The sequence below is a fragment of the Clostridium coskatii genome, assembly GCF_001675205.1.
Lineage (GTDB): Bacteria > Bacillota > Clostridia > Clostridiales > Clostridiaceae > Clostridium_B > Clostridium_B ljungdahlii.
The window spans coordinates 112,266-128,932 of sequence record NZ_LROR01000032.1; the positions used below are offsets into that span (position 1 = coordinate 112,266).

The 16,667-nt window shown below is 30.6% G+C and carries 15 protein-coding genes and 1 riboswitch; of the genes, 3 read left to right on the top strand and 12 right to left on the bottom strand.

Annotated features, from left to right (window positions below; genetic code table 11):
• Nucleotides 1-17: 17 nt before the first annotated feature.
• The 9 genes from CLCOS_RS04320 to CLCOS_RS04360 all read right to left on the bottom strand — a co-directional run bounded on the left by CLCOS_RS04320 (nucleotide 18) and on the right by CLCOS_RS04360 (nucleotide 10,048).
• The gene (locus tag CLCOS_RS04320) at nucleotides 18-833 is read right to left on the bottom strand and encodes an ABC transporter permease (protein WP_063600511.1); all 816 of its coding nucleotides are present in this window, start codon (nucleotides 831-833) and stop codon (nucleotides 18-20) included.
• Nucleotides 834-1,078: 245 nt separating this feature from the next.
• Nucleotides 1,079-1,183, bottom strand: a riboswitch (SAM riboswitch).
• A gap of 73 nt (nucleotides 1,184-1,256) precedes the next feature.
• Nucleotides 1,257-1,736: a HEPN domain-containing protein gene (locus CLCOS_RS04325; protein WP_013238484.1), complete on the bottom strand. Its 480-nt coding sequence runs from the start codon at nucleotides 1,734-1,736 to the stop codon at nucleotides 1,257-1,259.
• 138 nt (nucleotides 1,737-1,874) lie between these two features.
• The gene (locus tag CLCOS_RS04330; RefSeq protein ID WP_013238483.1) at nucleotides 1,875-3,053 is read right to left on the bottom strand and encodes an ROK family transcriptional regulator; all 1,179 of its coding nucleotides are present in this window, start codon (nucleotides 3,051-3,053) and stop codon (nucleotides 1,875-1,877) included.
• A gap of 189 nt (nucleotides 3,054-3,242) precedes the next feature.
• Nucleotides 3,243-4,610, bottom strand: coding sequence for a sugar porter family MFS transporter (locus CLCOS_RS04335; protein ID WP_013238482.1), 1,368 nt, complete (start codon nucleotides 4,608-4,610; stop codon nucleotides 3,243-3,245).
• Between the two features lie 22 nt (nucleotides 4,611-4,632).
• Nucleotides 4,633-5,694: an aldose epimerase family protein gene (locus CLCOS_RS04340; RefSeq protein WP_063600512.1), complete on the bottom strand. Its 1,062-nt coding sequence runs from the start codon at nucleotides 5,692-5,694 to the stop codon at nucleotides 4,633-4,635.
• 15 nt (nucleotides 5,695-5,709) lie between these two features.
• Nucleotides 5,710-7,230 carry a xylulokinase gene (gene xylB / locus CLCOS_RS04345; protein ID WP_082853504.1) on the bottom strand — a complete coding sequence of 507 codons (1,521 nt, stop codon included), beginning with the start codon at nucleotides 7,228-7,230 and terminating at the stop codon, nucleotides 5,710-5,712.
• Nucleotides 7,231-7,286: 56 nt separating this feature from the next.
• Nucleotides 7,287-8,609 carry a xylose isomerase gene (gene xylA, locus CLCOS_RS04350; protein ID WP_013238479.1) on the bottom strand — a complete coding sequence of 441 codons (1,323 nt, stop codon included), beginning with the start codon at nucleotides 8,607-8,609 and terminating at the stop codon, nucleotides 7,287-7,289.
• Nucleotides 8,610-8,799: 190 nt separating this feature from the next.
• The gene (locus CLCOS_RS04355) at nucleotides 8,800-9,306 is read right to left on the bottom strand and encodes a QueT transporter family protein (protein ID WP_013238478.1); all 507 of its coding nucleotides are present in this window, start codon (nucleotides 9,304-9,306) and stop codon (nucleotides 8,800-8,802) included.
• On the bottom strand, nucleotides 9,299-10,048 hold the full coding sequence (locus tag CLCOS_RS04360) for a hypothetical protein (protein ID WP_013238477.1): 750 nt from the start codon (nucleotides 10,046-10,048) through the stop codon (nucleotides 9,299-9,301). Before CLCOS_RS04360 ends, CLCOS_RS04355 begins: the two co-directional genes overlap by 8 nt.
• A 540-nt stretch (nucleotides 10,049-10,588) precedes the next feature.
• Between CLCOS_RS04360 and CLCOS_RS04365 the strand changes: the two genes are divergently transcribed.
• The 3 genes from CLCOS_RS04365 to CLCOS_RS04375 all read left to right on the top strand — a co-directional run bounded on the left by CLCOS_RS04365 (nucleotide 10,589) and on the right by CLCOS_RS04375 (nucleotide 12,561).
• A complete protein-coding gene (locus CLCOS_RS04365) occupies nucleotides 10,589-11,017 on the top strand; it encodes an EamA family transporter (protein ID WP_013238476.1) in 429 nt (142 codons plus the stop codon).
• Between the two features lie 102 nt (nucleotides 11,018-11,119).
• Entirely contained in the window at nucleotides 11,120-11,962 is an 843-nt protein-coding gene (locus CLCOS_RS04370; RefSeq protein WP_063600514.1) for a DUF3307 domain-containing protein, read from the top strand.
• Between the two features lie 212 nt (nucleotides 11,963-12,174).
• On the top strand, nucleotides 12,175-12,561 hold the full coding sequence (locus tag CLCOS_RS04375; RefSeq protein WP_013238474.1) for a SatD family protein: 387 nt from the start codon (nucleotides 12,175-12,177) through the stop codon (nucleotides 12,559-12,561).
• A gap of 21 nt (nucleotides 12,562-12,582) precedes the next feature.
• Here the strand turns inward: CLCOS_RS04375 and CLCOS_RS04380 are convergent, their stop codons facing one another.
• From CLCOS_RS04380 to deoB, 3 genes are all read right to left on the bottom strand, one after another.
• Nucleotides 12,583-13,359 carry a SatD family protein gene (locus CLCOS_RS04380; RefSeq protein ID WP_013238473.1) on the bottom strand — a complete coding sequence of 259 codons (777 nt, stop codon included), beginning with the start codon at nucleotides 13,357-13,359 and terminating at the stop codon, nucleotides 12,583-12,585.
• A gap of 653 nt (nucleotides 13,360-14,012) precedes the next feature.
• A complete protein-coding gene (locus CLCOS_RS21780; protein ID WP_063600515.1) occupies nucleotides 14,013-15,314 on the bottom strand; it encodes a pyrimidine-nucleoside phosphorylase in 1,302 nt (433 codons plus the stop codon).
• Nucleotides 15,315-15,329: 15 nt separating this feature from the next.
• Nucleotides 15,330-16,511, bottom strand: a complete 1,182-nt coding sequence (gene deoB, locus CLCOS_RS21785; protein WP_063600516.1) for a phosphopentomutase — start codon at nucleotides 16,509-16,511, stop codon at nucleotides 15,330-15,332.
• Between the last annotated feature and the right edge of the window lie 156 nt (nucleotides 16,512-16,667).

The following is a 16,667-nucleotide window of genomic DNA, read 5'->3' on the forward strand; positions in this document are numbered from 1 at the left end:
TACACCTCCTATAATTACTAAAATCTTTCCCATCTAGATGCAAAATGTGCTATTTTTCTAAGAATAGTATCCATCAGAACTCCAACTACACCTATTACTATAATTCCAACTATTACAACATCAGACTGCATTAAGCTTCTTGCATCATTTATTCTATAACCTATACCTGAACTTGAAGCTATCATTTCAGCTGCCACTACTGACATCCATGAAGCCCCTGCCCCAAGTCTCAACCCAACAAATATAGATGGAATAGCAGAAGGTAGATATACCTTTTTAAACAAATCTACTTTCTTTATCTTATATAATCTTGCTACTTCAAGATACTGCTTTGGGGTATTTTGAATACCATTTATAGTATTTAGTAATATAGAGAAAAAAGCTCCCATTGCTATCATAATAACTTTTGAAGTTTCACCTATTCCAAACCAAAGTATAAACAATGGTATCCATGCCAATGGTGGTATTTGCCTTATTCCATTAAAAACTATAGTAAAAAATTTATTTGTTTTCTCTGAAATTGCCATAATTATTCCCATACTTATACCCAATGTAACTGCAATAAAATATCCTTTAAATACTCTAAACAAGCTTGTAGCCAAATCATTTATTAATTGTCCACTTTTTATCTGTGAAATAAATGATTTTATTACATCTTCAATAGATGGAAGTAATATAGATGAAACTATTTGTAATCTACTAATCAATTCCCATGTAACTAAAATTAAAATAGGAAATAATAGATAATTAATAATTTCTTTTGTCAATTTAGTATGTCCATTCCTTTTATACTTGATTGTTTTAGTATCATCTCTATTAATATCAGTTTCCATATTCAAATCCTCCTTATTTAAACTTTATGGTTATTAATTGAACTATACTTATTACTAATTTGGTAATAAGTAATAACAAAAAAGCCAAGCTTCAACAAACTTAGAAAATCCACTAAAAACGAAAAAGTGTTTTCCAGTTCAAATGAAACTTGACCTCTAGTTTTTCTAGTCAGCCAACTAAAATATTAAATTTACCTATTAAAAAACTTCCTATGGAGAAACCACAGGAAGTTACATTCTCATGTTTCTCATCTTTCAGGTTATCCCTGCTGGAATTAGCACCATTGAATATAAAATATTCAGGTTGCCGGACATCATAGGGCCAGTCCCTCCGTCTCTCTCGATAAGAAGTTATTCAATTAATTTATACATATGATATAACTTTTAAAATACTTTGTCAACATGAAATTTAAATTTTTTACTTTATAGTCTGTTTAACTCTTGTAAATAATCTTTTAAATCATGTAACTTTATATATATTCCACTACAATCAAGACTACGGAAATCAACCATGGAATAAGAATTATACTTTGAACTATAATAAGGATATCTTAGATTATTATGCAACTGTTGAAATTTAATATCTTGAAGGACATATTTATTCAATTGTTCTTTTATTTGTTGTTGAATATTTTTATCAGGACTTATAATATCTATTAAGAACTCAATAGCACTTTCAATTGAATGAGTTTGATTTCTCTTTCTAAAGTAATCAAGTTTTGGATCAACTAATCTGAAGATTTTGGCACGAATATATTTTTCCATTGCTTGTATAAAAAAATAAATGGCATGTCTATATTCGCATCTTTCCATTAAAATATTTCCAACTTCCTCATCTTTTTTGGCTAGCATATAATATTCATTTGAAACATCAATATTATGACGAATATTTCCTAGATACATATATTTCCCTCCATAAAATATTTATTTTTACGAAAATTATATCATCTTATCTGCTTTACATAAATACTTAATAATTCTTAAGCAAACTTAATAAGTAAAAAAAGAAACACAAATTATAAAATGTGTCTCTTCAATATATCATAATACATTGTCATTTAGGAAAAATATATTTTCCATAGGCAAAAGTGCTGCCCCATATACAGCTGCATTTTCCCCAAGATTTGAAAACATCACATTACACTGACTCTCATCATAAAAACTGTTATCCGTAAATATCTTTTTAATTAGTTCTTTTTCTATGAAATCCTTATAGGGAAATATTTCACCACCTATAAGTATATTTTTAGGATCTAATGTCAATATTATATTTTTAATACCTTCAGCTAAAAAATCAACATATGTATTCAATACTGCTTTTGCTTTTAAATCCATTTCACTTTTCTTTAAAAAATCGTCCAAGTTTCCATTTACATCATTAAATGCTTCCCTGTATGCACCAAGTAGTGCCTTTTTAGAAGCATATAGCTCCCAACATCCTTTTCTTCCACAATTGCACCTTTTTCCATCTTTTACGATAGCCATATGTCCAAATTCACCTGCACGTTTATTAAATCCCTTATATACGTTATTTGCTATAACTACACCTGTTCCAATACCTTCTGTAATAGATATAAAAACAAGACTATTTTTTGCATCATTAAAATTAATAAATGTCTCTGCATAAGCTGATGCATTTGCTTCGTTTTCTATAAAAATGGGAAATTTGAAATACCTCTCAAATTTTTTAAAAGATACATTTTTAAAGCCCAAATTAGGTACATTTTTTAATAGGAGTTCTTTTTCATTTACCGTACCAGGTAGGGAAAATCCTATTCCCAGTATTTTATCCGGTGAAATATTAAAATTATTCACCAAATATTCAATAGCCTCTGCCGTTTTAGAAATCACATCAGTAAAATCATATAATTTTTCTGGCATACTAAAGTCTATTTCATGTATTATTTTAAAATTCAAATTTGTAAGTATAATTTTCACCTTATCTTTTGTAATCCACACTCCAAAAGAATATCTGCTGTCTGGCAGGAATTTGAGAATCGTAGGCTTCCTGCCGCCAGTTGACTCTGCAACTCCAGCTTCCTCCAAAAAACCCTGTTCTATAAGCTCATTGCTGTTACTTATAACTGTTGGAATGCTTATATTAAGTTTTTGGGATATTTCCTGCTTTGTAAGTTTATTATTTCTATATAACAAGTTTAATATTTTTTTCTGATTTAATATTCTTATTGTTTCTTGATCTACTGATTTTAATCTACTCATCTTAGTACCACCAATCAAATTTGAAATTATATCTATAATAATTTAATTATATCATTACTGTATGTAATTTTTAAGTAAACATTGTAAACAAGTATAAATTCGTGGATTTTTCTTTATATAAAATGGGTGTTGATGATTTTACACATCAACACCTAAAATTGTAGTTAATAAACATTTTAAATAATCTTTTTAACTAACTTTCTTTCCTTGTTCACCAGCACGTACTCTAAGAGTAGTTTCAATTTCTTCAAGTGATCGATTACGTGTTTCAAACACTTTGTAATGAACAAACCAAATTGCCGCAAAACAAATAACACCATAACCTATGAACAAATTACCAGTGCCAAAGAAACTTAATAATGTTGGAAATGTTAATGACACTACAGCATTAGAAGCCCAGTTAACTACACTGCCAAATGAATTACCTAATCCACGAATGTTTAATGGGAATACTTCACCAATCATAACCCACATTACAGGTCCCCAGGTAGCTGAGAAGAAAGCAATGTAAACGGTTAATGCAATAACACAAATAATTGAACCAATAAATGAGCCATTAGACAATTTCATTGAGAAGCTCATAATTAATAAAGAGACACCCATTCCAAGGCCACCGTAAATCAACATCTTTTTACGATCAATTTTATCCATAATAGCAACAGCTACAGCTGTAACGATAACATTAAAAATTCCAATTCCGATGTGAGCAAGTAAAGCTGCTTGAACACCAAAACCAACAGCAGTAAAAATAGTTGGTGCATAATAGAGAACTGTATTACAACCCATAACTTGTTGAAAAATAGCTAAGCCAACAGCAATAACCAATGCTGGATGAACAAATTTACTGAATAACTCGCTAAGTCCACCACTTTTAATTTCAGCTTGTTTCTTAATCTCAACAAGTTCATCATCAACAGCTTTTTGATTATGTTCATTCATCTGATCCAAAACTTCTTTAGCTTTATCAAGCTTTCCATCTTTAACTAAATAACGTGGACTTTCTGGTAATACAAGAGCACCTAAGAAAAGTATTGCAGATGGAATAGCGGCAAAACCAAGCATCCAACGCCAACCAGTATATAAACCTGAGAAACTGTAGTTAGTAATATAAGCTAATAATATTCCACTCATAACCATTAATTGAAATAAACTTGACATAGATCCACGTTTTTCAGCAGGTGATAATTCTGCTAAGTATGTTGGAATTAATGCTGATGCAGAACCAACTGCCATTCCAAGAATAATACGTGATATAATAAGTGTACTAAATCCTGTTGAAAATGCTGACCCAATTGCTCCAATAAAGAAAATAACTGCTGATAACAAAATCAACTTTCTACGTCCATACCTATCTGACATTGGTCCAATAATTGCAGCTCCAAGAACGGCTCCTACTAATACAGCACTAACAACCCACCCTTGCTGCCATGAATCAAGACTCATTTGTTTTTGGATAAATAAGATTGCTCCTGAAATAACTCCAGTATCATAACCAAATAAAAGACCGCCAAGTGCACCAAAAACATATACCATCGCACTATTAATTTTTACATTCATTAAACCCATCTCCTCTTTTAATTTATATAGTCAAAAATTTATATATTGTCGTATGCCTATAATTTTCTCCTACCTTTAATACAGGTGATGGAAAATTATTATGATTTAACGCATCAGGAAAATATTGAGTTTCAAGACACAATCCACTATTTTTAGTGTAGCAAGTATCTCCCTTACAATTTTCAAATTCATTTAAATAATTTCCCGTATAAAATTGTACTCCTGGTTTAGTCGTATACACTTTCATAACTCTTCCACTACGAGGATCAAGAACCTCTGCTGCCATTTCTAAATTTTTTCCTTTTCTATTTAATATCCAATTATGGTCATATCCATTTCCATAAATTATTTGGTCATATTTACTTGATATACTTTTACCTACCGTAGTTAACTTTCTAAAATCCATAGGTGTATTCTCTACAAACCTTATTTCACCTGTAGGAACACTTTCCCTATCATTAGCTGTAAATCTATCTGAATTTATCATTACTTGATGATCCAATATGCTTTTAGACAGATGCCCTGACAAATTAAAGTATGAATGGTTTGTAAGATTAACCACCGTATCCTTATCTGAAACTGCAAAATAATCAATTCTGAGTTCATTATCTCTTTTAATCGTATACACAACTTTAACATTAAGGTTACCTGGATATCCTTCTTCTCCATCTTTACTCGTGTATGATAATTCAAGGCATTCATTTCCATCATCATCTACATATGTCCTTGGTGTCCATAAAACTTTATCAAATCCTACTATTCCCCCGTGCAGCTGATTTTCTCCTTCATTTTTAGTCAAACTATATACTTTATCATCTATCTTAATTTCTGCACCTTTTATTCTATTTGCATTACGTCCTATAATTGCTCCAAAGAAAAACTTTCCTTTTATATATCCCTCTAAATTCTTATATCCTAGTACAATATCATCAAGCTTGCCTTCTTTATCCGGCACCGTAAGAGAAATCATCCTTCCACCATAGTTTGAAATTTTAACACTCATACTATTCTCATTACACAATGTAAATATATATACTTCTTTATCTTTAGATACTTTTCCAAAAACTTCTTTCATAATCCCCATAATAGTAAGATCTCCTTATATGGATAAGTTATCTATTTCTTTAAACTTATCTTTTAAACAGCTATATAAAGATGAATAAACTTTATATAGTTTATCATACTTTTCAACATTTTCTCTTATAGGCTGTATTTTATCCGTTGTCTTTATCAAAGCTTTACATGCTTCATCTACTGAATTAAAAAGTTTGCATCCAACTGCCGCAAGTATTGCTGCACCATAAGCTGGACCTTCCTTTGAATTTATAATACTTACATTTAAGTTGAAAACATCTGCAATTATCTGTCTCCAAAGCTTACTCTTAGAACCTCCACCACTTATTCTTACTTCCTTCATATCAACATTTAAGTTTTTAAGTATTTCAAGTGAATCTCTAAGAGCAAAAGATACTCCTTCCAAAATGGATCTTGTCATATCTCCTCTTTTATGTGTTACATTTAATCCAATAAAACTTCCCTTTGCACAAGGATCGTTATAAGGCGTTCTCTCTCCTATTAAATAGGGTGAAAAAAATAACTTATTACTTCCTACAGGAGAACTTTCTGCTTCTGAAAGTAATTTTTCAAATACATCTCCACCTATATCTGAGTTAACATTGTCAACCCACCATTTAAGGCTTGATGCTGCAGATAGTATTACCCCCATTTGATGCCACTTTCCATTAGCATGACAAAATGAATGAAGTCTATTTTCCTTATCTACATAAAACTTTTCACTTGATGCAAAGACAACACCAGATGTTCCAAGTGCTACAGATAACACTCCAGAATCAACTGTTCCAGTACCTATAGCTCCAGCTGCCTGGTCACCTGCCCCAGCTATTACTTTTGTAGATGTTGACAGCCCAGTTTCACTTGATACTTCTTTTGAGACATTACCTACAACTTCATAGGATTCATAAACTTTAGGTAAAACATCTTCTTTTATCTCAAGTAAATCTAATACTTCATTAGACCATTTTCTATTTTTTACATCAAACATTACTGTTCCAGAAGCATCAGACACATCAGATGCAAATTTCCCGGTAAGTTTAAAACTTATATAGTCTTTAGGAAGCATCATATGTGCTATTTTAGCATATATATCTGGTTTATTTTCTTTAACCCAAAGTACTTTGGGAAGTGTAAAACCAGTTAAGGCCATGTTACCAGTATACTTTGAAAGTTTATCTTGGCCAAATTCTTTATTTAAGTAATCACACTGTTTTTGTGTCCTTTGATCACACCACAATATGGCCGGCATTAAAACCTTATTTTTATTGTCAAGAATTACAAGTCCATGCATTTGTCCACTAAAACTTATGCCTCTAATAGTTTCTGGTTTTATATTATGATTATTTATAAGTTCTCTAATTCCATCTTTAGTACTATTCCACCAATCATCAGGATTTTGTTCTGCCCATCCGACCTGAGGATAACTTATACCATAGTCTTTAGATACACTGGTTAAAAGTTCGCCTTTTTCATTCATTATGATAAGCTTTACAGAAGAAGTTCCTAAATCAATTCCTAAAAAATTCACAGTAATCTCTTCTTTCATGAAATTATTGGTATTTCAGTAGAGGCAGTTTAAAACCACCCCTACATGTTTTAATTCTATTTATCCTCAAGTATATATTGATTTACTACTGATTCTAAATATTCTTGTCTTCCTGATTTATTATTTATAACATTATTTTCTAAAGCATATTTTTCTAATTCATCAAATCCTACTTTGCCATCTACTATGTCTTTACCTATTCCTGTAGAAAAGCTTGAATATCTTTCTTTAATAAAGTTTTCAATAGGAGCATCTTGTAATAATTTATATGCAACTCTAAGTCCTTTAGCGAAACTATCCATTCCTGCTATATATGCTAAGAATAAATCTTCTGGTTCAAAAGATGCTCTTCTTACCTTTGCATCAAAGTTCAATCCTCCTGGTGCTATACCGCCATTTTTAAGTACTTCGTACATTGATAATGTTGTATCGTATACATTTGTAGGAAATTGATCTGTATCCCATCCAAGATGTGGATCTCCCTGGTTTGCATCTAAGCTTCCAAGTGCATTATTATTTCTTGCTAGGCATATTTCATGCTGGAAAGTATGTCCTGCTAAAGTAGCATGATTTGCTTCAATATTTATCTTGAAGTAATCTTCTAGCTTGTACTTTCTTAAAAATCCTAAAACAGTTGCTACATCAAAATCATACTGATGTTTTGTAGGCTCCTTTGGCTTTGGTTCTATAAGAAATTGTCCTTTAAATCCTATTTTCTTTGCATAATCTACTGCCATTTGTAGTATTCTAGCAAAGTTGTCCATTTCAAATCCCATGTCAGTATTTAGAAGTGTTTCATATCCTTCTCTTCCACCCCAAAATACATAGTTTTCTCCACCTAATTCATTTGTAACTTCTATTGCTTTTTTTAGCTGTGCTGCTGAATAAGCATAAACATTCGCATTACATGTAGTTCCAGCACCATGTACAAATCTTGGATTATTAAATAAGTTAGCCGTACCCCATAATAACTTTTTATTGTTCTTTTTCATTAAGTCCTTACACATTGCTACTATTTCATCTAAATTTTTATTTGTTTCTGCAAGGTCTTTTCCTTCAGGTGCTATATCTCTATCATGAAAGCAAAAATAATCTATATCTAGCTTGTTCATAAATTCAAATGCTGCTTCCATTCTTGCTTTAGCAAGCTCCATTTTATCGTTTACATTATCCCATGGCCTAACCATTGTTCCTGATCCAAACTGATCAGTTCCATTAGCAGTTAACGTATGCCAGTAAGACATTGAAAATCTTAAATGATCTCTCATCTTTTTTCCGCCAATTACTTCATCAGGATTATAATATTTAAACGAGTAAGGATTTTTCGAATCCGGTCCTTCATAATTTATTTTAGATACATTATTAAAGTACTCTTTCATCACAATCACTCCTTATTTTATTGTTGAATCTAGTATAACACCTTATCAAAACTTTTTCAAGTGACTTTATAAAGTTATTTTATTAACATACTTCCCTTATGTTTTATATATGTGCTATATTATTAGTCTTAAATACAGTAAAAAGGTAGCTTTATACTCAATAAAGCTACCTTTTTAAGGTCTAATATTACTAATTAAATTTTATATTATCTATTTTCTTATTAGGAAATTTTATCTTCATCCTATCTAAAAATGCAGTATTTTTGAAAATCTTTTTAAATACAAAATACCCCAAAACCATTACTATAAGTTCTCCTAATGCCTGAGTAAAAAATGTGTAGAAAAAAGGTACTTTATAAAGTACATGAAGTTCCTCTGCTATAATTGCACTTCCTAAAACAGGCCATATAACTGAAACAAGCATATTTTTCGTTTTCCACATTGCATAAGTTGCCAAAAGAGTAGCAAAGCTTCCAACAAACACATCCACTATACTAAAGCTATAAAAATTTGCAACGGCACATCCTACCGTCAGTGAAATTATATAAAATGGATCTATAAAAGCAAGGAAATTAAGCATTTCACTAACTCTAAGTCCTATTGGACCCCAATAAGAAAGCTGCCCTAGTGCAATAGTTGAAACTATGTATATTGCAGCTACTATAGCTATTTTTACTAATTTATTAGTTCTACTCATTCATTTTACCTCCAACTCCATCTAAATCCGCACCACATCTAGCATCTATATCGTCTAATATCTCCACTCTATCATAATAGTTAGTCTTAAGGGATTGGAACAAATGGCTATGATAAAACTCCTCTATGAGCTCATTGTCTCTCTTTACTTTTGTAGTATTTTCACAAAATATATTTATTGTAACTCTTTCAAAATATTTTAGTGCCAATTCTACATCTCTTTGTAATTCCTTAATATTTTGTCCAACCATACCAAAAAGTAAGTTAACCCAATCAAAATTCTTAAATTCAAATGCTTTTCTATCCCCTATTCCTTTATTTAATACATTTTCTCTGTAACTTATATCAAAGCTCTCTGCTCCTACTATAAACTTTAATTCTGTAGGTCTAAATTGTTCTCTAAATAGTTTTATATCATTTTCATATTTAACATGACTTTCCATAATCAACTGTCTTATATTTTTGTCCCTGCATAATTTAATAAGCTCAAATACAGTGGAAGTATCTAGTTCACTGGCACTTCCAGAGTTCATTATCTGAAGTACACCATATTTTCCCGTAACTTTTTCAAGTACTTTATGATTCAATTTATGATTTCTAAAAGCATTGTAATCCTCATCCAGATGGTAATCACAAAATATACAGTTTCCCCAAAAGCATCCGCTGCCCCTTAAAAGTACTACTTCCCTAGGCAGCCTTTTAGTAACCTGTCCATATCTTTTTAACTTTGGTAAACAATTCATTTAACTTGTCCTCCTTGAATTTGAAAACATGCATATAAGAAATGGAACTATCCTGGACGCGAAAAAAAGGCAGAGATATTTTCCACCTTTTAATTACAAAATAAACTATCTAAATAGCTAATCCCTAGTTTTATTTATAGACAGGATGGTTCCGAACTGTCTTATGCGATTTTTCTCAATTTATTATACGCTATAAAGTATTTAAAATCAAGGGGTCTGAGGGAATATATATTTTCTATTTTTTAACAAATAATAAGAGATGTTATTAAATGTTAGATTTTACGTTTGCAAAATATGTTTGCAAACAATACTTTAGATTATTATAATATATAACATATTTTCATATTACTTATTGGAGTTATTAATTTATATTGAATTTGTTGACAACTTTTGATATAATTCATATATCGTTTATTAATTAAATGTAAAAAATGTGCTACACAATTTAATGTATTAGCGGAAAGATAAGCCCGGAAAGTAATCTATTTCCGGGTTTCTGTATTTTTAACAAAATTTATAAGTAAAGGCAAGGTTAAAATTATGTTTATGTATGTATTTTCAGTTGTACTTATAATTGCAGCAAATATCTTTTATAACATATGTCAAAAAGCAACACCACAAAAAGCAAACCCATTTATAGCGTTGTTTGCCACCTATGCAATAGCATCAATAGTAACTTTAATTTTATTTCACTTTTCTAAAACAGATAAAGGATTTTTGGGATCAATTAAAGATTTAAATTGGACTAGCATAGTCCTCGCTTTTTGTATAGTAGGACTTGAATTTGGATATATCATGGCCTACAGATCTGGCTGGAGCATAAGTGTATGCCCTCTAGTAGCAAACAGCATTCTTGCAGTTCTGCTCATTCCCATTGGGATATTCATTTTTAAAGAGAATTTTGAATTAAATAAGCTATTTGGAATAATATTCTGTATTATAGGTTTAGTACTGATAAACAGAAATTAAAATGACAAATATTGGCCCGCGTGATATAATTAACCTACTACTTAGTCATTATAGTACTCACTTAGATTTTCTATATACTGAGATATATGGAGGTTAAAATAAGTGGTCTTTTTACAATTAGCTATTTTATCCCATTGCTTAGCAGATTTTATATTTCAAAGTAATAATATTGTACAATTAAGAAAAAGTTCTAATTTAAAGAAGTGTTTAAAAGGTAATATCATCCATGCCATAATCGTATTTAGTATATTATTTACCTTTCTAATTGTTGGATATAAATTTAAAACAACATTAGCTTATTCACTTCTAATAGGGCTTTTTCATTTTACTGTTGACTTAATTAAAAATTTACTTTCTCTAAAGATAAAATCTATCCATGATAGACCTATTTGTCATCAAAAAACATCTTTCCTTTATATTATTTTAAGTCCCCTATTCCGATGGATTAATTCCTTAATTTTTATTATAGATCAAATCCTACATGTAGCAGTTATCGCTTTTATTTGGGGACAAACTAGCATACAGAGTAGCGAAAACATTATCAACTGTGTCTACCTCAATAGAACTTCTACTATAGATATTCTAAGTTATTTAATTATATACCTGTATGTATGTTTTGGTGGAAGATTCTTTATAAATGTTGTTATATCTGAACTTTATCTTCAACCATATAAAAACAAAGCAATGAATCTTCAAATCATATCCCCCTTAAAAAAGACCTCCGACAGTGACTATATAGGAATATTTGAAAGATTTATTATAATCACTTTAGTTATCAATGGAGCATATCAGGCAATAGCATTTATATTCACAGCAAAGTCAATAGCAAGGTTCCGTGAATTAGAAGAAAAATTTTTTGCTCAATATTACCTAGTAGGTACTCTATTTAGTACGTCTCTTGGCATCTTAGGTGGAATTTTACTGAAATATATAATCAATAAATAGTTAAATATTTTTTCTCACCAATTTTACTTACAAATCATAAAATATCACAAAAGATAATTTGTGTAAATATCACTTGAAAACGTGTTTTGATTTTTAACTAAACATTGTATGTGTTTTGATTAAAACCTAAACGCGTATAATTTTATTTCACAAGATAACTATGTAACAAAAATAATGCAATGTAAGTATGGTTGCATTCTAGGAGTGATATATTGAACTATTTAACTATGATTTGTGATTTAAGGAAGTCAAGAAAGCTTGTAAATCGAGAAAAAGTTCAGTATCAGTTAATTGACATGTTAAAAGAAACTAATGAAATATTTCAATCAATAATAGTTGTTCCTTTTATTATTACTATAGGTGATGAATGGGAAGGGTTGTTAAATTACGATTGTAATTACATGAAAATCTTAGATTTTTTTCATAAGGAATTAAAATCAATTGACTTTTATTGTGGTATCGGCATAGGACCTGTTTCTATTAAGAATTTTCAATTAACTGTAAATCAATTAGATGGTCCATCATTTTACCTAGCTAGAGATGCTCTTATAGATGCCAAGAAGCAAAACCTGCCTATTGTAGTAAATGCATATTCATAATCTATTCCATTTTATTACTTATTAAATAGAAGTCAATAAATTTATTAATAGCTTTACCATTCCATGGTTTCGTTGAATAGTAAAATATTCAGCACTATTTAACTTTTGACTTATTCCTCCTATAGTCTCATTTAATTTATCTGCATTTTTTTCTATTATTTTTCTATAAGATTTATGCTTCATATATTCAATATATATTATCTTTTGCTTCCGTGTCAGCCTACTTTTTAGAATTTCATTATTTTCTATAACAACGTTTATTATATCATCTAAAGAAATTAATTCATTACAATCTACTACATCCACTGCAACTTCTTCATTAAATGGAATGTTCCCTTTTGTTTTAAGAAAATGATTTTGTACTGATACGTAACTCATTATAGATTTAAAAAAAACCTTATTCGTTTTACTATAAATATATTTTGTCCTTTTTTTAGACGATTGTTTGGCTATATTTATAGCCTCCCGGGCCATTATAAAGCATGAGCCATCCATCCTGCGGGTATCTTCATAAATATCTGTTTTCAGTTCACCTATTCCAATTCCTGAATAAAATTTTACATTATCTTGCCAAAGCAATCTTTGAAAATCATGAATAATATCGTAGCAGTTTTCAGGCTTACTTGTAATAAGCTGCCACTCGTCCCCAAGGGTAAAATTTATTTGAGAAACTAAGCTATCATAGTACTTTTGATGTATCACGCCAAAATACTTTTTTAACTTTTGCTGCAACATCTCACGATTTGGTATATTTCTAGAATCAACAATATCCATTGTTACTACACCATACAACTTCAACTTAGTTTTCTCCCTTCAACCTAAAAACAATTTTAACCATATTATACCACATAAATTCTCCAAATAGTAGAAAATAAAAAAACTATATAGAGTTTATAAACGAAAAATCAACTTATACTCCGGATATTTTCTACAACCTTCAGCTCGATTAAATACTTTGATAAGGCTAAGGAAAAAATTTAAAAAATACTGAGAACTTTTGAAAACTCGTACCTCAAACAATTCAAAAGTTCTAAATTTTTAAAAGATTTTTTTCTAAGCCTTATATACAAAATATTTAAAAGAGCTTCATTATTGTAAAAATATGCCTGCGTATAAGTTGATTTTTTAGTTAGAATGTTCATATATAGATCGTAAAGTTTAATTGTGAAGTAACTATCTATACGAGCTATACGAGGGTTTCTGCTTGAAATTTGAACTTATGCATAAAATATACTGACAAAATTGAAATCACATTTAAAAACTTTTCCATAAGTCTTAGTGAGGTATTTTAGAAAATCTTAGGGGCTTATATATGTCTGAGGTACGAGTTTATATAAGCTCCTTTAGATTTTTAAAATACTGAACTTTAGACTTATTAAAAGTTTTTAGTGTGATGAAATTTGTCAGTATATGGCTAGCATAAGTCAACTTTCAAACTAGAAACTCTATTATTATCCTGTTATAATCTTGTGGATCAGAACTGGTTTTTCTGCATGAGCACTGATAGTGATATTCTCGTAAATCTTAGCTTTTACATCTTCTACATCTTCACGGTCTGAATAAATAGTCATAAGTGATTCACCTTTTTCTACCTTATCTCCAACTTTTTTATTAAGAACTATTCCTACAGCTAAATCAATTTTATCTTCTTTTGTAGCTCTTCCCGCACCTAAAAGCATTGCTGCTATACCAATTTGGTCAGCTACCATATTTGAAACATATCCTCCTTCCTTTGCAGGAACAGGTATTTTATATTTTGCTTGAGGTAATTTTTCAGGATTGTCCACAACTGATGGATCTCCACCTTGATTTTTAAGGAATTCCTTGAATTTTTCTAGTGCTTTACCACTCTTTATTGCTTCGAGTAATTTCTCTCTTGCTTCTTCTAACGTCTTTGCCTTTTTACCAAGTACAACCATCTGGCTTCCAAGAGTTAAAACAAGCTCTGTTAAATCTTCTGGTCCTTCTCCTTTTAATGTATCAATAGCTTCTTTTACTTCAAGAGCATTTCCAATTGCAAATCCCAAAGGTTGAGACATATCAGAAATTATTGCCATAGTCTTTCTACCTACATTATTGCCTATTTTAACCATAGCATGTGCAAGTTTTTCTGAATCTTCTTCCGTCTTCATGAAAGCTCCTGCACCAGTTTTAACATCAAGTACTATTGCATCTGCTCCTGCTGCAATCTTCTTGCTCATTATTGAACTTGCAATTAGTGGAATTGAATTTACAGTTCCAGTTACATCACGAAGAGCATATAACTTTTTATCTGCTGGAGTTAAATTACCAGTTTGGCCCATAACTGCAACTTTACTGTTGTTAACAAAATCAATAAATTGTTCTTTTGTAAGTTCAACATGGAATCCTTTTACTGATTCAAGTTTATCAATAGTTCCACCTGTATGTCCAAGTCCACGTCCTGACATCTTTGCAACAGGTACGCCTAGAGATGCAACCATAGGTGCAAGAACAAGTGTTGTTGTATCTCCTACTCCACCTGTTGAATGTTTATCAACTTTTACACCCTCAATTGCTGAAAGATCAATAGTTTCTCCAGAATGAACCATTGCCATAGTAAGATCTGCTCTCTCACGATCAGTCATATCCTGAAAGTAAATTGCCATTGCAAGTGCACTTGCCTGGTAATCAGGAATTGAGCCTTTAGTATAACCTTCTATAAAAAATTTAATCTCTTCTGTAGTTAATTCTCCTCCTTCACGTTTCTTTTCAATTATGTCTACCATTCTCATTTTTACATACCACCTTTATATTAATTTTTGTAAAAAGCTTTCGCCATATTTAGGCATCTTAACTTTAAAGTTATCTGTAATTGTTGCACCTATATCTGAAAAAGTTCTACGTATTCCTAGATCTTTACCTTCTTCAAATCTCTTTGAATAAACAAGTAAAGGTACAAATTCCCGAGTATGATCTGTTCCAGTATATGTTGGATCATTACCATGATCTGCTGTAACTATAAGTAAATCATCTTCCCTTAACTTTTCAAATACTTCAGTGAGTCTTTTATCAAATGCTTCTATAGCATCTCCATATCCTATTGGATTACGTCTATGTCCATAAACTGCATCAAAATCAACTAAATTAGTAAAGCTGAGGCCATGAAAATCTTCATCAAGTACAGAAATAAACTTATCCATACCATCCATGTTTGATTTAGTTCTAATTGCTTTTGTGACTCCTTCACCATCAAATATATCTCGAATTTTTCCAATAGCAATTGAATCCAAACCTGCATTCTTTATATAATCCATTACTGTTTCACCAAAAGGTTTTAATGCATAATCATGTCTATTTGAAGTTCTCTTAAATGTATCCGCTGTTTTTCCAACATACGGTCTAGCAATTATTCTTCCTAATTTATATGGTTCATCTAGTGTTATATCACGGCAATATTGACATATTTTATATAACTCATCCAGTGGTATAACTTCTTCATGTGCTGCAATTTGAAGTACAGAATCTGCAGATGTATATACTATAAGCTCTCCGGTCTTAAGCTGTCTTTCTCCAAGTTCTTTTATAATTTCCGTTCCACTAGCTGGCTTATTTGCTATAACTTTTCTTCCAGAGAAATCCTCAATCTTCTTAATTAATTCATCTGGAAAACCATTAGGGAAAACTCTAAATGGCTTATCAATATACAGCCCCATCATTTCCCAATGCCCTGTCATAGTATCTTTTCCACGTGAAGATTCCTGCATTTTTGTAAAATAAGCTTTTGGATGATTAACCTTTTTTACTCCCTTGATTTCATATATATTAGATAATCCCATAGCTTCCATGTTAGGTATATTTAATCCGTTCTTTTTTTCCGCAATGTGCGCTAATGTATTAACGCCAACATCACCAAATTTTTCTGAATCTGGTGCCTCGCCAATGCCAACAGAGTCCATAACTATTACATGTATTCTCTTAAATTCATTCATCAAAATCACTCCTTACATATATATTATACTAGGCGTTTGCGAAACGCTGTAACCCGCATAAATGCGGGATATTTTTTGTCGTAAAATAAAATAACTCCTCACTGATTTATGGTAAAATTGAATTGTAAAGAAACAAAATCACCATATACCTCAGAA